This window comes from Anaerorhabdus furcosa, from assembly GCF_900167375.1.
GTDB classification, from domain to species: domain Bacteria; phylum Bacillota_I; class Bacilli_A; order Erysipelotrichales; family Erysipelotrichaceae; genus Anaerorhabdus; species Anaerorhabdus furcosa.
Window position 1 is genome coordinate 334,320 of the sequence record NZ_FUWY01000002.1, and the last position, 22,494, is coordinate 356,813.

Annotated in this window: 16 protein-coding genes; 15 read left to right on the forward strand and 1 reads right to left on the reverse strand. The window is 28.3% G+C overall.

Going from position 1 to position 22,494, the window contains the following annotated elements:
* Positions 1–6: 6 nt before the first annotated feature.
* The 13 genes from B5D14_RS04725 (at position 7) to rfbH (ending at position 18,567) form a co-directional block, all read left to right on the forward strand.
* Positions 7–2,064: a glycosyltransferase family protein gene (locus B5D14_RS04725; protein ID WP_078711445.1), complete on the forward strand. Its 2,058-nt coding sequence runs from the start codon at positions 7–9 to the stop codon at positions 2,062–2,064.
* A 2-nt stretch (positions 2,065–2,066) separates the two neighbouring features.
* Entirely contained in the window at positions 2,067–2,990 is a 924-nt protein-coding gene (locus B5D14_RS04730; RefSeq protein WP_078711446.1) for a PI-PLC domain-containing protein, read from the forward strand.
* Positions 2,991–3,009: 19 nt separating this feature from the next.
* Complete coding sequence (locus B5D14_RS04735) at positions 3,010–4,680, forward strand: glycosyltransferase family protein (protein WP_078711447.1); 1,671 nt, start codon at positions 3,010–3,012, stop codon at positions 4,678–4,680.
* Positions 4,677–6,518: an LTA synthase family protein gene (locus tag B5D14_RS04740; protein ID WP_078711448.1), complete on the forward strand. Its 1,842-nt coding sequence runs from the start codon at positions 4,677–4,679 to the stop codon at positions 6,516–6,518. The genes B5D14_RS04735 and B5D14_RS04740 overlap by 4 nt, the downstream gene beginning before the upstream one ends.
* Before the next feature lie 52 nt (positions 6,519–6,570).
* Positions 6,571–8,910 carry a YfhO family protein gene (locus B5D14_RS04745; RefSeq protein WP_159443728.1) on the forward strand — a complete coding sequence of 780 codons (2,340 nt, stop codon included), beginning with the start codon at positions 6,571–6,573 and terminating at the stop codon, positions 8,908–8,910.
* 137 nt (positions 8,911–9,047) lie between these two features.
* Complete coding sequence (locus B5D14_RS04750) at positions 9,048–11,591, forward strand: YfhO family protein (protein ID WP_078711450.1); 2,544 nt, start codon at positions 9,048–9,050, stop codon at positions 11,589–11,591.
* A 397-nt stretch (positions 11,592–11,988) separates the two neighbouring features.
* Positions 11,989–12,930 (forward strand): glycosyltransferase family 2 protein, encoded by a 942-nt coding sequence (locus B5D14_RS04755; RefSeq protein ID WP_078711451.1) that lies wholly within the window; start codon positions 11,989–11,991, stop codon positions 12,928–12,930.
* On the forward strand, positions 12,923–13,327 hold the full coding sequence (locus B5D14_RS04760; protein ID WP_078711452.1) for a sugar 3,4-ketoisomerase: 405 nt from the start codon (positions 12,923–12,925) through the stop codon (positions 13,325–13,327). Before B5D14_RS04755 ends, B5D14_RS04760 begins: the two co-directional genes overlap by 8 nt.
* A 1-nt stretch (position 13,328) precedes the next feature.
* On the forward strand, positions 13,329–14,423 hold the full coding sequence (locus tag B5D14_RS04765; RefSeq protein WP_078711453.1) for a DegT/DnrJ/EryC1/StrS family aminotransferase: 1,095 nt from the start codon (positions 13,329–13,331) through the stop codon (positions 14,421–14,423).
* 48 nt (positions 14,424–14,471) lie between these two features.
* Entirely contained in the window at positions 14,472–15,251 is a 780-nt protein-coding gene (rfbF, locus tag B5D14_RS04770; protein ID WP_078711454.1) for a glucose-1-phosphate cytidylyltransferase, read from the forward strand.
* Positions 15,248–16,309: a CDP-glucose 4,6-dehydratase gene (gene rfbG / locus B5D14_RS04775; protein ID WP_078711455.1), complete on the forward strand. Its 1,062-nt coding sequence runs from the start codon at positions 15,248–15,250 to the stop codon at positions 16,307–16,309. The genes rfbF and rfbG overlap by 4 nt, the downstream gene beginning before the upstream one ends.
* Before the next feature lie 13 nt (positions 16,310–16,322).
* Positions 16,323–17,228 carry an NAD-dependent epimerase/dehydratase family protein gene (locus tag B5D14_RS04780; RefSeq protein WP_078711456.1) on the forward strand — a complete coding sequence of 302 codons (906 nt, stop codon included), beginning with the start codon at positions 16,323–16,325 and terminating at the stop codon, positions 17,226–17,228.
* Positions 17,218–18,567: a lipopolysaccharide biosynthesis protein RfbH gene (gene rfbH / locus B5D14_RS04785; protein ID WP_078711457.1), complete on the forward strand. Its 1,350-nt coding sequence runs from the start codon at positions 17,218–17,220 to the stop codon at positions 18,565–18,567. The genes B5D14_RS04780 and rfbH overlap by 11 nt, the downstream gene beginning before the upstream one ends.
* A 78-nt stretch (positions 18,568–18,645) precedes the next feature.
* On the opposite strand, the gene B5D14_RS04790 is transcribed toward rfbH, so the two are convergent.
* Entirely contained in the window at positions 18,646–20,172 is a 1,527-nt protein-coding gene (locus B5D14_RS04790) for a lipopolysaccharide biosynthesis protein (protein WP_078711458.1), read from the reverse strand.
* Between the two features lie 214 nt (positions 20,173–20,386).
* Here B5D14_RS04790 and B5D14_RS04795 point away from each other — a divergent pair, with 214 nt between their 5' ends.
* Both B5D14_RS04795 and B5D14_RS04800 read left to right on the forward strand, forming a co-directional pair.
* A complete protein-coding gene (locus tag B5D14_RS04795) occupies positions 20,387–21,325 on the forward strand; it encodes a glycosyltransferase (protein WP_078711459.1) in 939 nt (312 codons plus the stop codon).
* A 44-nt stretch (positions 21,326–21,369) separates the two neighbouring features.
* On the forward strand, positions 21,370–22,278 hold the full coding sequence (locus B5D14_RS04800) for an ATP-grasp fold amidoligase family protein (protein ID WP_159443729.1): 909 nt from the start codon (positions 21,370–21,372) through the stop codon (positions 22,276–22,278).
* Positions 22,279–22,494: the final 216 nt, after the last annotated feature.

Here is a 22,494-nt window from a genome sequence, read left to right on the forward strand (position 1 = left end):
AAATGAATGAATATGATTAAAATATTACTTGTATTGATTTCGCTTATTGGAATATTTACAGGTGTAGGAATTGCAATCCTAGATAAACTAAATATTGAAAGAAAAGGATTTGCGGCTCCTATTGGTTTTGTTGTATTCTTGACGCTATTGCAATTGTTGTATTATCCTGCTCAAATATTTAATTTATCTTTTAATTGGATTATTGGCAGTAGTTTTATTGTATTGATTATTGGAACTTTATTAACTTTAAAAAATATAAAAAAAGTAGTAGAGAATCTATTGAGAAAAGATACTCTAATTGTGTTAGGTGTGTTTATTGTTTTTATCATTGTATTTTCGAAGCTATTTATAGATATTGAATTTTCTGATTCACCTATGTATCTAAACTACATTTCTCAAAATATCAATATTGAACAGTTAAATATGTTTAATTTATACTCAGGACTTCCTGGTGCAGAATGGGATGGTTTATATCTATATCAAGGATATTTTCATTTTGCATCATTTTTATGTTGGTTAATCAATATTCCTTTCTATTTACTAGGAAAACCAGGATATGTTGAAAATATTATGATTTCAACTTGGGGTCTGGGAATGCTGTATAGTTTAATTAGTTCTATGTTTATCGTTAATATTATAAAATATTTTAAACTAAAGAATAAATGGTTTGAATTTTGTTTGTTATTCTTTACTTTATTTTATTCTAATTTCTATTATTGGCGAGTTGCATTTAGTTTTTATGGAAATACATTTAGAACTCTCCTTGCGACAATGCTAATCTTCTATGCATATCGATGGCTTAAAGAAGAGAATGAAAATATTAAATACGTAATTCCCTTTATTGTAGGAGCAGGATTGGCTTGTTCAAGCAGTTACTTGTTTATTTCTTTTGCGATTCTTTATTGCCTTGCAGTTTATTTGTTTGTGATCAAAAAAGAACGTACTTTTGTTGATATGTCTATTTTTGTTCTACCAATTGCTATTTATGCGACTGTAATGTTTTGTAGAACAAATATCTATATAGGTGCAGCATTCCTAATTGTTTTTTCAACATATTATCTTGGAAGATTCACAAGACCAATAAGAAAGCTAATTATCAACATTGAAGAATTTTTATTTAATAATGCAAAACTCATATTCTTTATCGTTGTACCCGTTGCTGCGATTCTATTCTCAGCGTATATTAATTTCTTTAAACCAGAATATTTATACAACTATTCATATTATTTTCAAGATCATCAAAAATATGACATGGTTAAGGACTATACATTTGTGTATTCATTTTGGATAGATAATATTATGAATGCTTTACGTTGGATCGGTGTTATTTTAGTAATTATCTATGCAAAAACAAAAGAAGATAAATTTATTAAAATGATGATATTGTTAATACTATTTGTATTTTTAAATCCACTTACTACAACAGCAATATCATACTTAATTGCTTCTAATGTCTTCTATAGAACAGTTGAAGTGCTATTTAACCCATTTACTGAATTAATATTGCTAATCTATATTTATCAAGCAATTCAGTGGCAAAAATTATGGCAATGGATATTTGAGTTCATATTAATAGGAGTTGTTATTCTTGGTCATGCATTCTCATGGTTAGGCTATGAAGAAGGATTGTATACTTTTTATTTTATAGGTGGAAAAAATACAGAGTCACTATACAAAATAGAACCACACGAGTTTAAGTCAATCAAATTCTTGCAAGAAGAACTTAAGAATCATCCACAAGATGATCAATTGACAATCATATCTCAAGTGAATGGAGTACGTACTTTTATTCCAGAAGCATATCAAATATTCACTTCCAGAGATTATTTCTATCCATTTATTCGAGTTGATTGGGTATTCTATGATATTACTCGACGACATTATGATTGGGAAGAAAAATATGATGATATTCCTTATGAACGAGCATGTGAATTTATTAAAGATTATGATGTGGATTACTCACTAATAAGATATTGGGAAAATCCTGAATTTGACAAAGAAACAGATAAATGTATGGATACATTATTTGATAGCGGTATTGTTAAAGTGAAGAGGAGTAAATAGCAATGAAGAAAATAATTTGTTTACTCTGTGTACTTTTGCTCGTAGGGTGCACGGAAAAAAGTAATAATCAAAAACCTACAATAACTCCAACAGAATCAAATGAACCAACACAGCTTATTTTTGAAAATCAAGGGGATCTCATTGATGACTGGAGTAATACCTATCGAGTGATGGCTCATGCTATGGGTGGAATAGATAACATTGATTACACAAATAGTTTAGAAGCAATGGTGTATAACTATAATCAAGGAACTCGATTGTTTGAAATTGATTTGGAGCGTACAAGTGATGGTGATATTTGTTTAACACATACTTGGGTCGATTTTAGAACGAAGCTAACCGATATTGGTGGAGATGATGAATATGCCCCATTATCGACAGAAGAATTTAAAAATGCAAAAATTATGGGTAAGTATACCACGATGATGTTCTCTGATTTATTAGAAATCATGACTGAAGTTAAAGATTTTTACATTATTCTTGATTCTAAGACATTTGATATCGATTCAACAAATAGTATGTATAGTGAACTAGTGGAAGAAATAAACAAAGTAGATCCATCTTTGCTTCATCGATTTATACCACAGGCTTATACACCAGAAATTTATGATACAATTGAAACTTATGGATTTGATGAAATCATATTCACCTTGTATCATTATTATGTAGATTCAGATGGTCAAAAAATATATCAAATTGTTAAGGAAAAAGATGTTCCTGTAGTGGTTATGCATATGGATAATGAGTGGGGAACTAAAGTAATTACAGATGTATATGCGTATGCAGAAATGGACAATAATTTGGATCAATTTAATATTTATATTCATACAGTTAATGATATGAATAGAGCTAGAGAAATTATTAATGATTATCATTTCTTTGGAGTTTATTCTGATTTCATAACAGAAAATTTGTTGGGAGCTTGAATTAATTAGGGGTGCTTAAATGATAAGATACTTTAAAAAAAATTGGCATGTTTTCGTCTTGTGTTTTTTAATAACACTTATTTTTTCGCTACCTTTGTTCGATAGTGGGATAGTTAAAGGACATGATCTGCTTTTTCATTTAAATCGGATTCAATCGCTAAGTGAGGCGATAAGTCATGGTGATTTTTTTCCTTCTATATTTCATAATCAAAGCTATGGATTCGGTTATGGAACACCTTTATTCTATTCTAATCTTTTTGTCTATATACCCGCATTACTTGTGAATATGGGACTTACTTTGACATTGAGTTATAAAATATTTCTTTTTGTTTGTGCGATGTTAACAGCGTTATCGATGTATTATTGTATCTACTTGATATTTGAAAATAAAAAAATATCCTATGCTTCGGTTGTATTGTATATGTTTTCAGCTTTTCATATAACAGATGTTTATGTACGCTCAGCAATAGGAGAGATTTTGGCTTTTATATTTGTTCCATTAGTTTTTTTATCCATCTATCAAATGTTGGTTCAGAAAAAAGATTGTTGGTTATTGATGGGACTTTCTTTTACAGGTTTACTATTGTCACATAATATTTCCTTTTTAATATGCTGTGGTGTGTTTGCGATTTTTCTTATTGCAATGTTTAAACAAGTTGATAAGAAAACCTTTAAAACAGTTATGTATGCAATAATACTGAGTTTTTTACTATCTGCATTTTATTTACTTCCAATGCTAGAGCAAATGAGGGGTGGTTTATATGCTGTTAATGGATATTTTAATAAAGATTCTTTACTGCATTCAACATTAAATATAGAACAAATATTCAAGATTAATACAACCTTCGGGTATTTAGGGCATACGTATGATTTATCGCAAGCAGCTACGATGAATATTGGATTAATCTTATCGATAATGACTCCATTATATCTCTTCTGCAAAAAAAAGACCTTATTTTTTACTCTTAATTTTGTGGTGTGCTGTCTTGCGATTTGGATGACCACTAGCTATTTTCCATGGGATTTATTTGGTATATTAGGATTTATGCAATTTAGTTGGAGAGTACTAATAGTTGCACTTCCAGCTGCTGTAATTGTTGTCAGTTATATTCTAAATTACTTTGAAGATGAGAATAAATTTAAATTTATATATTGGATAGTTATGTTTTTTAGCCTGTCTATTGGTATATATCAATTGGCTCCAATCTATAATGAAGAAAAAATATTGAAAGATAAAATAGTATTCTCAACTAGCGAGTACAATCATATTGGAGAATTATCATTAGGCGATTACTTACCACTAAATTCAAACATTAATTATCAAGAATATGGACAGTATATTGAGACTAATAATCAATTGAGTAATATTGAAAATTACAATAAGAGCTATAATAACATGTCATTTACTATATCTGAAGCAAAGGAAAATGATTTTTATACATTACCATTAATATACTACAAAGGGTACATTGTTGAAATACAGTCCAATTCGGAAAATGTCATTACGCAAACCTATCCAAATGAGGAGGGTTTAGTCACTTTCAGGATACCAAATAATCGTCAAGAAATATCTATTAAGATATCCTATAAAGGGACAAAAATACAAAAGTTAAGTAGTATTCTTTCTGTGTTATCGTTTATAATGATAATAGTTTATTTTATATTAAGAAAGGGAAGAAAAATCAAATGAAGAAAACATTATCAATCACCAATGTTGTTGTTTTATTTGTTTCTATATTATTGTTAGAAATAATATTTAGAAATGACATTGGAATAACTAATTTATTTGGTTCTTATTTATTATACACAAGTTGTTTTGCATTTATCTTATCTTCTATAATGCTTCTTTTTGGAAGAGTAGGCAGAACCATATATAGTGTTCTCATTCTTGTCTTTATTGGGGGATTATTTGCTGCTCAATCACTCCACTATGACTTTTTTGAAACCTTTTTCTCAATTTCGAAAATAAGTATTATACAAGAGTTTTTTCAAGTAAGTGGGGAAACAACACATAAAATGAGTTTATCATTGCTTATTTATTTTATACCAGCTCTTGTATGCTTGATTATTGGACTTATAAAACCATTAAATGAAAAAATATCTTTTAAAGTTAGATCTATTTTATGTTCTATATTACTAGTAATTGGTGTTATGGGTTTATTATTTATACCACAAGGCTACAAAGATAACAAAATTATGAGTAAGAGTAATAAACTTTTATATGAAACTCTATATAACAGTGAAAAAGCGGTGGATAAGCTAGGATTTTATGCATATACAATTAAAGATGTGCAACTTTACTTGGATAAAGATAATTCTTCGGATGAAAATAATAAATTAATCGTAGATATGTATATGCAAGACAATGGATATAAGGCATCAACAAATGAATATACTAATATGTTTGAAGGAAAAAATTTAATTTTAATTTTGTGTGAATCCTTATCACCAATAGCGATTAATGAGGATTTAACGCCTACTTTGTATAAATTGCAAAGAGAAGGAATAAATTTCTCGAATCACTATGCTCCAGTATTTCAAACTGCAACATCGGATAGTGAATATATTAGTCTTACTGGATTATTACCTTCAATATTAGATGGTCCAATTTCATATGATTTTGCAGACAATTCTTTCCCAATGGCTTTACCGTGGAAATTTAGAGATTTAGGCTATTCAGCGAACTCATTTCATTCATTTAAGAAAAGTTTCTATAATAGAGAACAATTACACTATACTTATGGATTTACATATTTATATGACTGGGAAGATTTAAACTTTTATAAAAAACCAGAATTTGTAGAAGCAATGAACTGGGTTGCAGATAAAGACTTAATGAGTTCAGTTGTAAAAATCTCTATAGATTTAGAACAAGAACCATTTTTTGATTTTGTAATTAGTGTTTCTGGACATATCCCTTATATAAGGGGTAGATATGAACTTGAAAATGATCTTTGGGAAACGATAAAAATTTATGGAGAAGTGGGAGAAACATATTCAGAAGAGGCATTATGTTATCTTGGTGCTCAACGGACATTAGAATCTGGTATTGAAGAACTTATAAATGATTTAGAAAAAGAAGGTTTATTGGAAGATACGGTTATTGCTCTATATGGAGATCATTATCCTTATGGATTAACAAAAGAGGCAAGTAAAGAATTGTTTGGAGAAAATATTGGGAATGATATTTATAAAACACCTTTCATCATATGGACTCCAGGTATAGAACATAAAGAAGTTACAGATATTACATCAACATTTGATATCTATCCTACTTTAGCTAATTTATTTGGACTAGATATTAATGGTCAAATGATTATAGGTAGAGATGCTTTGTCTGGTTCAGAAGGATTAGTAATATTTCAAGATTATTCATGGAAAACAAATGATGGATATTACGATGCGACAAAACAAGTGTTTTCAACTTCGAATCTAAATGAAGATGATATTGAAGAGATAAATGACAAGGTATTCAACTTAATAATGGTTGGACAAAATATAATAAGGGAAGATTACTTTAGAAACTAAGGTTGATTTTGTAAAAATACAAAGGTACTGTATAATGAAACGGGTGATTAAGATGAAGAAAGAGTTTAAACATTTACTAATTTTGGGTGTGCTAACGGGTATAGTTTGTCTAGCAATGTTTTTACCAAACATTCTTAATCATTTGCCAGTGATTTATGGTACTGATTTAAAGCCGGAACAAGTTTTCTTTAACATGGAATTCACAAATTTGATGAATAATTTTTTCAAAACGGGTACACTTCCATTTTATTCATGGTCTATGTTTTTGGGAACAAATTATTGGGCGTCACAGACATTTTATAATTTTGGTGATATTTTCACATGGCTAAGTTTGCTAGTTCAACAGATGAATTTCTTTGATAAAACATTATTGTTTGAAATCATTAAATTCTTTGTATCATCATATTCAATGTATTTTTTATTAAGAGAAATGAAAATAGAGACCAAAATACGTTATATTGGGGCTCTATCTTTTGCTTTTAGCGGATGGGCAATTTTCTTTAGTGGTCAACTAATGTTTCATTCCTTTTATTGTTTTGTTCCTTTATATTTCTTAGGGGTAGAAAGATATATTAAGAATAATAAAAAAATACTATTCTTATTCATGGTGGTATTATTATTAATATCTAACTGGTATTATTTTTACACCGTATCAATATTTACAACTCTTTACTATACATATAGATATTATGTTTTAAATAAAAATTTTAAAAATTATACTGTTAATACTTTGCGACTAATTGGTATTTACTTCATTGGAATACTTATATGTGGAGCGATTTTCTTACCAACTATTTTTTACATGACTGGAAATGATAGAATTGGAATCAATCATGATTTATTTTTTGGAGATAAGCAGGTTTATATTCATTTGCTAGCGTCGATGTTTGTACCTAATTACTTATATATTTATAGAGGTAATGTTTTCGAAACAAATTGGCATGTGACTAGAGAAATATGTCTTTATGCTGGCTCAATCATTTCATTGATTATTTGTCAAATTTTTGCTTATAAAGACAAAGTAATTAAAATAGCAACATTAGTTTTTTATGGAGTGATAGTGCTAATTGCGATTATTCCAATGGGTAATGCGATGATGCATGGATTCAGTGAACCTTCATTTAGATGGTTATTTTTAGTTGTACTTTTAAATATAATAATAGCATGTCATCTCTTGAATGATTTCGAGAATATTGATAAAAAAATATTTAAATATGTGGCAACAATTATTTGCATTCTAGTGATATTACTTGTGCCTTTTTCTACAATAGTTAGTGGAAGTATCTCAAGTTTATTAAGTGAATATTTTATACAGTGGATATTATTTGTTATATGTTCTATATTGATTGGATTTGTTGCATTTATTTTACTTAAAAAGAAAAAAAATTTTATGAATTATTTGCTTATTTTAACCGTTCTAGAATTTTCGATATTTGGAGCAGTATTATATACAACAAATTTAGATTTTAGTGAGAATGGATCTTATGAATTTTTTGAGCAAGTTACTCATGTTCTTCAAGATGATGACAATGAATTGAATAACTATTTAGATTATTTGAATACAGACAATTACGAACAATATTATAGAGTTTATGTTCCCCATGATTCTATTTATTGGTACTATAGTCATAATATGTCAGTTGCCTATCAATTAAATGGATTAATGGTTTATTTTTCAACATATTCTCCAAGTGTAAATAAGTTGAAAGAACTTGCTCCGCAAATAATTGATTATTCCTCAGCAATGATCTTCAACATCACTGATCCTGATTTAATGAATTTCTTAAATGTTAAGTATGCTCTGGTGTTAAATGAGAATGAACTACCTTCCAAGATTAATTGGGAATTAGTTGATGATAATTATAGGGGAAGTATAAAAGTTTATGAAAATAAAAATTATAGAGCGATAGGTACAACTTATTCAAAAGTTTTATCTTCGACAGACTTTATTGAGAGTGAAACTAGTGTTTCCGAATTGAATAACATAATCGTTTGTGATGAAAGTGATGTGAAGGAAATTGAAGGTTTTCTTGGCTCTAAGAATAGTGTGAATTTAGAAAATGTTCAATATGGAGGTAACCAGTTAACGGGGTCTGTTGTATCTGATGATTCTACCTTCATGGTGATAACAGTTCCGTATGATGAAGGATGGAAAATATTAATTAATGGGCAAGAAGTAAAGAAATTTGAAGTAAATGGAGGATTTATAGGAATTCCGATTGAAAAAGGAACTAATAATGTAGAAATGTATTTTACACCACAAGGCTTTAAACTAGGTGTGATAATGAGTGGAATTGGGATTATTCTTGCAGGGGTAGTTATTTCGTTAGAGTTTATACGAGAATACAAGAAGAGAAAACTTTTAATAAATAAAGGAATAAAAGATAAATAAAATGCTTGAATTCAAAAGTATAAACAGTAGAAACTAGATGATTTAGATAAAATGAATATTACTTTGTTTCTTTATAGCATTTTAGGGAATAAATCGATCACAGTATTAAATTTATATATGTAAAGGGATGTGAGTTTATGAGTAAAAACAAAGAATTAAAAATACTTTTACTAAGTGTAAGTGTTGTTCTAGCAATATACTATTTTTATGTTTTATTTGCGAATGGAGGGACATCACTATTTTGGGGAGATGAATCTGAACAAGTAGTTCAACTATACGCTAATTCATATGAATTGATTAAGTCTGGGAATTTTACTCTCTGGAATCCTTCGATTGGAACGGGAGCGAGTCAATTTACTATGTTCCTATCTATATTGGGAGCTCCATCCTTTTATCTAACATTGTTATGTCCAAGTAAAGAGTATATTGTTTATATATTTCCATTAATAGACATGCTAAGATTTTTAATCGTTGCAGTATTAAGTTATTTGTGGATATCAAGGTTAGTTAAATCAAGCCAAGCTCGAGTGATTACAAGTTTGTCATTTACATTTTGTGGTTGGATGATGTATTGGATGCATTATCCGAATTTCATGGATACTTTTATTTACTTGTCTGCTATATTGTATGTTTGCGAAGAAATGTTTGAAGATAAGAAATTTTGGTTATTTTCTTTACTAATTGCTTTTATAGGTATATTAAGTTTATATCAATTATATATGATCTCATGGCTTATCTTCATTTACTTAATCTGCAGATATTTCATGATATCGAGTTATAATATTGATTGGAAGAAGTTTTGGCATATGTTTTTCAAAGTATTCTTTTACTTTGTTTTGGGTATTGGATTGGGAGCAATTGTTATATTTCCTTGTGTCCTTATTTTATCATCCACAAATCGAATAATGGATGTAAGCTCAAGTTTATTTTTACCTATAAAACCACTCGATGCATTTAGAGTTCTGACATCTTTATTCTCACCAGTCATAAATGATTTTGATTATAATCTATTTGGATCACCTTTTACAAAAGATGTAATGAGTGTGTACACTGTATATAATTACTCTCTTATTATATTTCCATTATTTGCATTGCAAGTTTTTAAAGTTAAATTCAATGGTAAAAAAATACTAATCACTACCATGATTCTCTTATACCTACTGTTATTCTTTAAATTTTCATATTTTGTATTTAACGGGAATAATTCGGTACGTTGGAGTTTTTATTATAATGTATTTAATTGTGTACTATTAGCATATCTCATAGAAAACAAATCTCAATGGGATTCGAAACTTCTAAAATTGTCAGGAATAGGGATAATTTTATTTATTATTTGTATTTCTATTATCAGCAGATATTTTGGTCTTGCTTCAAATATAAGCCGATTAACCCAACTATATGTAGTACCCTCACTAATTGTCTTCATCATTTTGTATATTATTTCAAGTGAAAAGAATTTTAAGTATATATATATTTTGATTAGCGCAGAGATTCTTATGTGCCTATTATTAAGGTCGTTTAATGGAAATTCTTCACTTGTAGCTAATCAAACTACTGTAGATGAATATCATGATAAAATATTTCAAAATGAAATAATGGACTACATTAATACCATAGATGATAGTACATACTATCGTATGGAATTTGATGTTCAAGATTCATTGGGTTACAATATGCCGCTTGCTAATACATATGCAGGATTCACTTCATATGTAAGTATTTATAATTATGAGAGTATTGAATTCTATGAAAACAGATTTTCAAATTCTTGGTTTGTTGAATATAATCCTTCAAAATTCTTGGTAAAGAGCCTATTAGGAAATAGATATCTTGTGACTAATTCGGAATCATTAGAGATTCCTTATGGATATACTCAAATGAAGGAGTTCAACGAATTTGCAGTGTATAAAAATTCTATAGATATGAATTTAGGTTATGCAACAAACAAAGTAATATCAATGAAATCACTTGCTGATAAAGATACTTTTATTAAAGATTTTGCAATGATGCAGGGTATTGTTGTGGATCAAGAAGATTCAGTTATTATTGATTACCCTCGAGAAGTTAAAAGTGATCTATTAAATGAATCATTCAGTCCTATTTTAGGAACAGATGGTGTGTATATTATTGATTATAGTTCAAGTGATCCAAAATCAGTATGTAAGTATGATTTGTATTACAATGGTGATAGTTTTGATACTAGAAATAGTAGAGAAATAGGATACTATGCACTAAAACTCGATAAAGACTATAATGATATTTATGTATATTGTGCAAGTGATAATAATCCTAATCATTATGTACCTGTAAATGTATATTGGTTGTCGAATAAGCAAGTTGATCAATTCTATAGTGGATTGAATAAACAAGATAAATTCTATGATGTTGAGAGTTCTCAAGATAAGATATCTGCTAGCATTTCAATTACTGGAGAAGATAAGCTTGTGGCAACAAGTATTGCATATGATGATGGATGGTCTGTTAAAGTTGATGGGAAAACAACTGCTATAAGAAAAGTGAACTATGGATTTATTGGTTTTGATTTAACAGAAGGTACACATCGTGTAGAATTCACTTTCATTCCTAAAGGGTTGATATTAGGGATAATCGTGACTGTTATCTCAATAATTGCTTTTTTGGGTTTACTTTGGTTTGAAGCAAGAAGAAAGAGGAAGGCTTGACAAAAGTATTCTTAATAACAATGTTGTGATTATGCTTAAATTTGAAACAATTTTAATTGTTAGACATAATTATAGATTTCATGATATTGGATCATTGAAATGTGGACTATTAAAAATATCCTTTGTTAAAGAGAAGTAATACATTGATAACTATAAATTTGTATTAAATCTTCGATATGATGAAAGATGAAAGATATAATCCCTAGGTAAGATGTAAAAAATGATAGAATGTAGAATATATTGGAAGTCTGAATGAAAAATGAGATAATAATTAAGAATTGTATTCAGTACCATAAGAATACAAAAACAAGAGTGATCGTAAGAGAACATGATTATTTCTAGCTAAAGTAGCTAATTTGGTTGATTTAATAAAACGTATAAAGTAAAGGGGTAAACTATGAAGAAAATATCAATTGTCATTCCGTGTTATTTCAATGAATTGAATATTCCGGAAACGTATTCAGTTTTAAAGCGGGATGTTTTAGATAAAAGAGAAGATATCTTATTTGAATTAGTGTTTGTCGATGATGGTTCAAAGGATAATACTTTACTAGAACTTAAAAAAGCTCAAAAAACGGATACAAGAATTAGAATAGTTAAATTATCCCGTAATTTTGGTGAATTTAGGGCTATTGTAGCAGGAATGAGTGTTGCAACAGGTGATGCAATCGCGGTTATGAGTGCTGATTTACAAGATCCACCCTATTTAATCACTGAAATGATTGAATACTGGGAAAAAGGTGAAAAAGTTGTAATTGCAGCAAGAAATAAAAGAAATGAACCGTGGATTAAGAATTTTTTTGCAAATACTTATTACAAAGTAGTTAGAAAATTAGTCATTGAAGATTATCCACAACAGGGATTTGATTTCTTTTTAATGGATTCAGATGTTGCAAAGATATTAGTGAATATGCAAGAGAAGAATTCATCAATTTATGTTCAGCTTATCTGGACAGGATATAAACCTAAAGTTATAGAATATACACGAATGGAGCGTGAAAAAGGCGAATCCATGTGGTCTTACAAAAAGAGATTTGATTTATTTATAGATACATTTATTGTATTCTCTCATACGCCGATTCGTTGGATTAGTGTATTTGGATTTTTAATGAGTATAACAGGTTTTATCGCAGCAATTTACTTTATATTTGATAAACTAATAAACAAAGTAGATGTTGCCGGTTGGACATCATTAATAGTAGTTGTATTGGTACTAGCAGGTGTTCAAATGATCATGCTAGGTATTATCGGCGAGTATATGTGGAGAAATCTTGATGAGACTAGAAAAAGACCACTTTATATCATTGAAAATGTAATTGAGGGAGAAGCAAATGAATGATGTTTATTTACAAGCATTTAAAGCACATGGTAGTGATGAAGATGGCTATTTAAGTGCAATTGAAAAGAATACTGGACTTCCTTTTGATATTAAGCGTGTTTATACTGTTATTAACACAAAAGAAGGCAATGTGAGGGGTTATCATGCACATAAAGAACTATTTCAAATTTTCTTTGTTTTAAAAGGTAAAATTGAAGTTCATTGTGAGGATTTAGAGGGTAATGAAGAAAAGTTTATACTAGATGATCCTCATATTGGCTTAGTTTGTGGTCCTTACATATGGCATACATTGACTTATCATGATGATGCGATTCTAATGGTTTTGGCTAGTGAAGGTTATTGTGAATCTGATTATATAAGAAATTATGAAGACTTCATTCAAGAGAGAGGTAAATAAAATGAAAGTAGCTAATAATTTATTGCGTCCACAATATTTAAAATATAAAGATGAATATCTAAAAAAAGTTGAAGAAGTATTAGACAGTGGATGGTATGTGTTAGGGAATGAAGTAAAGGCTTTTGAAGAAGAATTTGCAACATATAATAATGTGAAATATTGTGTTGGTGTTGCGAATGGCTTGGATGCATTAATATTAGCATTTGAAGCGTTAAACCTTGAAGAAGGAGATGAAGTTATAGCACCTGCAAATACCTATATAGCATCAATCATGGGGTTTACAAGAAATGGTTTAGTACCTAAATTTGTAGAACCAGATGAATTTTATAATTTAGATATTAGTAAAATTGAAGAAGCAATCGGTCCTAAAACAAAAGCAATCTGTGTTGTTCACTTGTATGGTCAAATTGCTAATATGGAAGAAATAATGAGAATTGCCAAAAAACATAATCTCTATGTTGTAGAAGATTGTGCACAATCACACGGAGCTTCTTTACATGGTAAAAAATGTGGTACGTGGGGAGATGTAGGGTGTTTCAGTTTCTATCCAACAAAAAATTTAGGTGGATTTGGAGATGGAGGAGCAATCATCACAAATAATAAAGATTTTGAAGAAGAAATTCGAATGATGCGTAATTATGGCTCAAAGAAAACCTATTATTTTGAAAAAGTTGGGTTTAATTCTCGCCTGGATGAACTTCAAGCAGGTTTATTAAGAGTAAAACTTAAATATTTAGATGAGTTAACTGAAGAACGCAGGAAAGATGCAGAAAGATTTATTAAGGAAATCAACAATCCGAAAATACTTCTTCCAGCGTATCAATTTAATCGAGAGGGACATGTATTTCATTTATTTGTAATTCAAGTTGAAGATAGAGATGATTTTATGAAGTATTGTGAGGAGAGAGAAATTGGATTAAAAATTCATTATCCTCAACCACCACATTTGAGTGATGCATATAGGTATTTGGGATATAAAGAAAATGATTTCCCAATAACGGAAAATCAAGCAAATCATATTGTGTCTTTACCAATGTATAATGGAATGACCAAAGAGGAAGTTGATTATATAATTGGTGAAATGAACAAGTATTAGTAAAATACTTGCAGTTTATTATCTTTAGAAAGCGAAAGAGGTATGAAGATGAAAGTAGTTATTCTAGCTGGTGGTTATGGGACAAGAATTAGTGAAGAGTCTCATTTAAAACCGAAACCGATGATTGAAATTGGAGGAAAACCAATACTATGGCATATTATGAAATATTATAGTTTTTTTGGACATAATGAATTTGTAATATGTGCAGGGTATAAACAAGAAGTGATAAAAGAATGGTTTTCGAATTACTTTTTGCATACAAGCGATATTACATTTGACTTTACTCAAGGTAATAAATTAATTGTACACAATAACGTGTCAGAGAATTGGAAAGTTACAATCGTTGATACAGGTTTAAGTACTATGACAGGCGGGCGTATAAAACGAATTAAAAACTACATAGATAACGAGCCTTTCTTTTTGACTTATGGGGATGGAGTAGCTAATGTCGATTTGGATTCGTTGATAGATGAACATAAAAAAAGTAATAAACTACTTACTTTAACGACTATTCAACCTGGGGGAAGATTTGGATCATTAGAAATTGATGAAAATAATGTAGTAAAATCGTTTCAAGAAAAAAATCCGGAAGATGGAGGTTGGATTAATGGTGGATTTATGGTGATTAATCCTAAAGTATTTGAATACATTGAAGGTGATACGACAGTGTTTGAAAAAGAACCATTAGAAAAACTTGCACAAGAGGAGAACATATATGCATATAAGCATCAAGGTTTTTGGCAATGTATGGATACGGTAAGAGATAAAGAATATTTGGAACAACTAATTAAAGATAATGAAGCACCATGGGAGGTTTGGAAAAAATGAATCTAAGTGAATTTTATAAAGATAAAAAGGTGTTGGTTACAGGGCATACTGGATTTAAAGGTAGTTGGCTATGTTCAATTCTTTTAGAACTTAATGCTGAAATATGTGGTATAGCTTTGGAACCTTCAACAAATCCTAATCTATTTAATCAACTTGATTTGAAAAATCGAATAAGTTCACATAATATTATTGATATTCGTAATTTAAATGAGATTAAAAAAGTTTTTAATGAATTTAAGCCAGAAATTGTAATTCACTTAGCAGCTCAACCTCTGGTAATAGAGTCATATGAAAATCCTGTTTATACTTATGATGTTAATGTAATGGGTACTGTAAATATATGTGAATGTATTCGACATACAGAATCGGTAAAGTCTTTTGTAAACGTTACAACAGATAAAGTATATGAGAATATAGAAGAAGAGAGTCATGCTTATTTAGAAACAGATCGATTAAACGGTTATGACCCTTATTCAAATAGTAAATCATGTTCGGAATTAATCACAGATAGTTATAGAAAATCATTTTTTAATGATTTAAATATTGCAACATCAACATGTAGGGCTGGAAATGTGATTGGAGGGGGAGATTACTCAGCAAATAGAATAATACCTGATTGTTTTAGAGCTATTCAAAATAATGAATCTATTTTGGTTAGAAATCCTAATTCAATAAGACCTTATCAACATGTTTTAGAAGCTGATATTTTTTATTTAATGCTCGCAATGAAACAATCGATAAATATTACTTTGGCTACAAACTATAATATTGGGCCAGATGAATTGGATTGTATTACTACGGGGCAATTATGCGACATAGTTTGCAATCACATTGAATACTCTCCTAAGTGGAATGCAGTGAATTATTTTGGACCGCATGAATCAGGGTTTCTTAAGTTAAGCAATATAAAAGCAAGAAAAAATTTGAATTATGCTCCTAGATGGAGTTCAAAGGAAGCAATTGAATTTACAATTGATTGGTATATTGATTTCTTAAATAAGAAAAATATGACAAATATTACTCAATTCCAAATAAAAGAATTCTTGAAAGATTATTAAATTAGGTGACATTATGAAAAGTGCTGTGATAAGTGGAGCTAATGGATTTATTGGGAATTCTTTATGTAGAGAATTACTTCGACAAGGTTATAAAGTTTATGGGATTTCAAGATATGGAACAACAATTAAAAATGAAATGTATAAAGATATTATTTTTAATGAAGAATTAAGTAAAATGATAAATCTATTTCAAGTCAATGAGGAATATGACTATTTTTTTCATTTTGCATGGAGTGGTGTTTCATCTGAATTTCAGCAAAGCTATTTGACTCAAATCAAAAATATTGAAACATCATGTCAATATGTCGAATTTGCTTCTCGATTGAAATGTAAGAAATTTATATTTGCTGGTAGTATTTTTGAATATGAAAATATACAGAATAGAAATATTACTTTCGATACAAGTAATAGTGCTAAAAACTATAGTTATGCGAAACTTGCTGCACATCAAATGTGTTTAACATTGTGTAACGAAAAAAACATGTTATTTAATTCTTGTCTTATCTCCAATGTTTTTGGAGAAAATGAAAATAGCAAGAGATTTATTTCTTCATTTATAAAAGCAATTCAAAATGATGAAAAATTTCTATTATCACAATGTGATCAAATGTATGATTTTATTTATATCGAGGATGCAATTAATGCGATTATTTGTATTGCAGAAAAAGGGCATAATTTGTGCGAATATTATATAGGTTATGGCGATGTTAGACCTTTGTTAGAATTTGTATTAATGATACGTAATCTTATTAATGAGAATTATCTTTTAGAAATTGGAAAAAGAACTGAAAAAACAACGTATTTTGATTTTAATCAATTTGATGTGTCAAAAATTAAAGATGATTTGGATGTTAAATACAAATATGACATAGTCAGTGCATTAAAAAAAACTGTTGGAGGAAAACAAGATGAACGATAAACAAACGAGTAAAAATAAAATTTTAAATTTAGTAAAAGAATATGTTCAAGAGTATCATTTAACAGAGAATCAATTTCATGAAGGAGATAGAATCTCCTATGCTGGACGTGTTTATGATGAGGAAGAGGTATGTAATCTTGTTGATAGTGCTTTAGATTTTTGGCTTACTTCCGGAGAATATTGCCAGAAATTTGAAAAGGAGTTTGCAAAATATTTGAATGTTAGATATTGCTCATTAGTAAATAGTGGTTCATCCGCGAATTTATTGGCATTTATGGCATTGACTTCTCCACTTCTACAAGATAGACAAATTAATAGAGGTGATGAAGTTATAACTGTTGCTGCAGGATTTCCAACCACTGTATCTCCAATTATAAATTATGGTGCAGTTCCTGTTTTTATAGATATCACTTTACCAACATACAACATAGATGTTAGGGTGCTTGAACAAGCTTTATCGCCAAAAACTAAAGCTGTTATGTTAGCTCATACCCTTGGGAATCCTTTTGACTTAAAAATGGTGAAGCTATTTTGTGAAAAGCACAATTTATGGTTAATTGAAGACAATTGTGATGCTTTGGGTTCAATATACTCATATGGTGGTATAGAAAAAAAGACAGGAACAATTGGAGATATAGGAACATCTAGTTTTTATCCACCTCATCATATAACTATGGGTGAAGGAGGAGCAGTAGTCACTGACAATCCACTCTTGTATAAGATTGTTAATTCATTTAGAGATTGGGGTAGAGACTGTGTTTGTAATTCAGGGCAAGATAATTTATGTAAGAATAGATTTACAAAACAATATGGCAAATTACCTTATGGATATGATCATAAATATGTATACTCTCATTTTGGATATAATTTAAAAGCAACGGAGATGCAGGCAGCAATCGGTGTTGCACAATTGAAGAAAATAGATTCTTTTGTAGAAATGCGTCGTTTAAATTTTGACTATCTTAATTCTAAACTATCAGATTTACAATCCGAAATTATCCTTCCAATTGCTACTGAAAATAGTAAACCTAGTTGGTTTGGTTATATAATAACAGTTAAAAATATTGAAGATAGAAACAAGCTTGTAAAATTTTTAGAAGACAGAAATATTCAAACAAGAATGCTCTTTGCTTCAAATATGATTCTGCATCCATGCTTCACACAAATGTCAGAAAATAATAATGGATATAGAGTAATTGGTGATTTAGAAAATACTAATACGGTTTTATACAATAGTTTTTGGATAGGAGTATCTCCTAAAATGACAAGTGAAATGCTTGATTATATGGCTAATTCAATTCATTTGTTTTATCAAAATAAAGAAGAAAATAAGATATAAGTGCTGTTTAATAAACAAGTTTTTTGATAATGGTTATTTGCAAAATAAAAGAATTTAGAAAATAAATTTTGAAATTATTTAACTTGGTTTATTGACTAAATTTTTTATTGTTGCTAACACAAGTTTAAAAGGTTTAGTTTTTACAAAAATAACAAGATTAAGTATAAAGGAAAAAGAAACAACAAACATACCTTTTATAATTAAAGATAGTAGCGATGATACAGTAGGAAATATCATACCAGAGACAGTACTAATTAAAAGAACTTCAAGAAATAAAAGAAGGATATATAAAAGTTGAGTGAAGACTAATTTCATTCGATAAGGTTTAAATATATCTGTAGAGACATGATATATTTTTCCATAATACCAAATTATTTTACTAATAACGGTACCGATAAAAACACCAACAACTCCGAACATAGATGCAAGAATAATTGAACCGATTAGATTTGAAAGAGCAGAAAATATAATAGGCAGTCTTTCTTTGAACATATAACCATTGATCATAAAAATGCTGTCAATTGTGCAAAAAAGAATGTCAATGGACAAAATGATGATTAGAGTAAAAACAACACCGTTATTAATCAAGTAAGTGGATCCTACCCATAGTATAATAAATTGATTAATTAGCGAATAACAACCAGCTACAATAATTGATGCAAGAAAGAAATTGATTAAATTCATTGATTCAAAAATTTCAAAAAAACTTTTATTATCATCAACTGTATGCATAAAATCAGCCATAGAACTTCTTAATGAAACAAATATATTTTTGAGAAACTCAGATATGGTATTAAATATCATAGTATATATTGATAAATAACCAACAACATCTGTTGAAAACATAACTGAAATAATAATTGTATCCATTGAAAAATAAGTTACATCATAAGCTGCTCTTAAAAGATATGATTTGCATTGGACAAAAATGTTACTTTCGCGTATTTGTTCAAATTTTAGTCCTTTGATTTTACGTAAGTAACTATATTCTTTTGTTACTATGAAAAATTCATAGATATAAAGGGATATTGTCTTTATTGATAAAATAACGATATAAAGTATGTAATTTTTTGTATAAACAATGGTCAAATATTGTAATATAAAAATAAATAACTCTAAAAAAACAGAAAATGAAACGGAAAGATACATTTTTTGATTAGCCTTTAATATGTTTGTTTTGTAAAGAACTCTAAATCGAATATACATTTCAACCATTTTGATAAAGAAAACAACATAAATTAGCAATAAATTATTGTAACTTATATTGAATATTTGAATAATGAAAGGTGAAATTAGTAATGATACGATTAGAATAAACAATGAAATATACTTATAAATTGTTTTAAACAAAGAAACTTGATAAATAATTCCAGTTTGATCATTTTTCGCAATTGCTTTATATAGATTGAAAACAAAAATAGTGCTAAAGCCAATATCGATAAGTGATAAAGAAATGAAGAAATTTGAAAACACTTCTGTAATACCAAGTAACTCAACAGGAAAATAAAGTAAAAAAACCTTTTTAAGCACTAATGAGTAAATAAAAAGTAAAATTTGAGAAATAATAGTTAAGGTTGTATTTAATATTGAATATTTACTTCTCATGTTCAATCCTCACATTTCTTTAATTATAACTTGAAAATGAATAGATTTATATCAAATAATTTTAGTTTAGAGAATAAAGAGTGAGAATATTGAAATTTAGCAGTTTTTGCATCTAGGTTTGGTTATAATTAATTTATTATTTTTTAATATATAGATTAACACTTTGAAAAAAGAATAATCTATATTATAATTTTACTGATATGAGGGATATACTATGAAAAATTATCACACATTTGGTATTGCTGTACCTATTTATAATAATAAAAAAATATTTAGAAAAAATGTTCTTAATCTTAGAGATGTTTTTTTAGAAAATAATTTAGAGTTTCCTAAACTTTTTGTTTCAGACAATGCATCTACTGATGGATTAGAAGAAGAAATTGAAGTTATAAAAAAGGAATATCCTAATTTAGTTTATCATCGAAATAAAGAGAATATGGGCTATGACTACAATTTTGCGAATGCATTAAAAATTTCTGACTGTGACTATACATGGCTTTTAGGGTCAGATGATTCAATTCAAGGAGATTTGACTTCAATTCTTAACTTATTAAAAATTGAAGGAGACTATGATTTAATTATAAATGGAGAAGACCATAAAATAACAGAAGGTATTAAGGAAGATAAAGATTATATTTTCTCGGAATTATGCTACCAAATGAATTGGATTAGTGGTTTGATTCTTTCAAAGCAAATCATAGCAAATTTGGATTTTGATAGATATCAAGGAACTTATTGGTCACATACTGGAGCAATTTTAAATTATATGTTGAAAAATCCATTTAAGTTGTATTATTTGCACAATAAAAATGTTTTTAGAATGTGTGGGAACGAAGTTTCGTGGGGAAAGAAATATTATGAGATTACATCCAAACTTTGGGCAGATATGATAATGGGATATGAAGGAGTCTCATATGAATTAAAACTTTTGTGCTGTAGAAATGGATATAAGTATGGAAGAATGACAAACATGAATTTACTTTCACTTAGAGCGAAAAAAGAATTTAACTATAAAATGATAAAAGAAGATTATGAATATATAAGGTTATATAATAAAACAAATAAATTAGTATTAATTGTTATTTCAATTTTACCTTCTGCTCCTCTTAATCTTTTAAGAAGGTTTTATATTAAAATTCTTGATATAAAATAATAGATTTTAGTTAATTACTAATGAGGAAAGAAGAGGTAGCACATATGTCGTATGCATCGCTTAAGGAAAGTTTGAAAAAATCAGATATAATTGAAAAGTCATATCTTATTTTGCTAAAGATGTTATATTCAATGAATTCTAAAATTGCTGTTAAATTTGAATTTTTAATTTCTATGGGGTATAGCTTGGATTTAAAAAATCCTAGTACTTTTAATGAAAAAATTCAATATTTAAAATTTAATGAAAAGGGAATTCTAATAACAAATTGTGCTGATAAAATATTAGTGAGAGATTATATCATATCAAAAGGATATAGAGCAATTTTAAATGATATCTTAGGAGTTTATGACAATGCAGAACAAATAAATTACGATTTATTGCCTAATCAATTTGCCTTGAAGTGTAATCATGGATGTGGATATAACATTATTTGCAAGGATAAAAGCCAACTAAATATAGAAGAAGCAAATAAGAAACTAAATTCTTGGTTGAAAGAAAAGTTTGGAGTTTTGCATTATGAACCACAATATTTTAATATTAATAGAAAAATTCTTTGTGAAAAATATCTTGAAAGTGAATCTGGTGGCATAATGAACGATTATAAGTTATATTGTAGTCAGGGCAAGGTATTAATGATAAGAGTTATAACTGGCCGTGAAGATCATGATTTAAAGAAATATCATTTTGATAAAAATTGGAATTTTCTTGAGTCCAATACATCAGAATCAATGAATGAAATCCAAGAAAAAGTTAAATATACTGAAAAAATAAATGAAATTATTGAAATATCAGAGAATTTATCAAAAGATTTTAAATTTGTTAGAGTTGATTTTTATGTTATACGAAATAAAGTGATTTTTGGTGAATTAACTTTTACACCTACAGGTGGATTCGATACAGGTTTCACAAAAGAATTGGATATATGGTTGGGATCTCAAATTGATTTAAATTAATATCATAGTAAAATTACAAATTAATCTGACTTTAAATGAAATATATTAAAAATTATTTTGGGGAAAATTGGTTATAGATTATGCAATTTTTTGAAATAACATCAAATTAATTATATTATATTCAAAAATACTTTTTTTGAATATAATAGTTAATAAGCTTTCTTATATGAATGATGTGTTGACTGATTATAGATTTAGATTGAATTTTAAAAGGAG

Bases quoted from the DNA above. Each gene is read 5' to 3' on its own strand.
- B5D14_RS04725 (WP_078711445.1), top strand. From the start codon at position 7: ATGAATATGATTAAAATATTACTTGTATTGATTTCGCTTATTGGAATA.
- B5D14_RS04730 (WP_078711446.1), top strand. From the start codon at position 2,067: ATGAAGAAAATAATTTGTTTACTCTGTGTACTTTTGCTCGTAGGGTGC.
- B5D14_RS04735 (WP_078711447.1), top strand. From the start codon at position 3,010: ATGATAAGATACTTTAAAAAAAATTGGCATGTTTTCGTCTTGTGTTTT.
- B5D14_RS04740 (WP_078711448.1), top strand. From the start codon at position 4,677: ATGAAGAAAACATTATCAATCACCAATGTTGTTGTTTTATTTGTTTCT.
- B5D14_RS04745 (WP_159443728.1), top strand. From the start codon at position 6,571: ATGAAGAAAGAGTTTAAACATTTACTAATTTTGGGTGTGCTAACGGGT.
- B5D14_RS04750 (WP_078711450.1), top strand. From the start codon at position 9,048: ATGAGTAAAAACAAAGAATTAAAAATACTTTTACTAAGTGTAAGTGTT.
- B5D14_RS04755 (WP_078711451.1), top strand. From the start codon at position 11,989: ATGAAGAAAATATCAATTGTCATTCCGTGTTATTTCAATGAATTGAAT.
- B5D14_RS04760 (WP_078711452.1), top strand. From the start codon at position 12,923: ATGAATGATGTTTATTTACAAGCATTTAAAGCACATGGTAGTGATGAA.
- B5D14_RS04765 (WP_078711453.1), top strand. From the start codon at position 13,329: ATGAAAGTAGCTAATAATTTATTGCGTCCACAATATTTAAAATATAAA.
- rfbF (WP_078711454.1), top strand. From the start codon at position 14,472: ATGAAAGTAGTTATTCTAGCTGGTGGTTATGGGACAAGAATTAGTGAA.
- rfbG (WP_078711455.1), top strand. From the start codon at position 15,248: ATGAATCTAAGTGAATTTTATAAAGATAAAAAGGTGTTGGTTACAGGG.
- B5D14_RS04780 (WP_078711456.1), top strand. From the start codon at position 16,323: ATGAAAAGTGCTGTGATAAGTGGAGCTAATGGATTTATTGGGAATTCT.
- rfbH (WP_078711457.1), top strand. From the start codon at position 17,218: ATGAACGATAAACAAACGAGTAAAAATAAAATTTTAAATTTAGTAAAA.
- B5D14_RS04790 (WP_078711458.1), bottom strand. From the start codon at position 20,172: ATGAGAAGTAAATATTCAATATTAAATACAACCTTAACTATTATTTCT.
- B5D14_RS04795 (WP_078711459.1), top strand. From the start codon at position 20,387: ATGAAAAATTATCACACATTTGGTATTGCTGTACCTATTTATAATAAT.
- B5D14_RS04800 (WP_159443729.1), top strand. From the start codon at position 21,370: ATGTCGTATGCATCGCTTAAGGAAAGTTTGAAAAAATCAGATATAATT.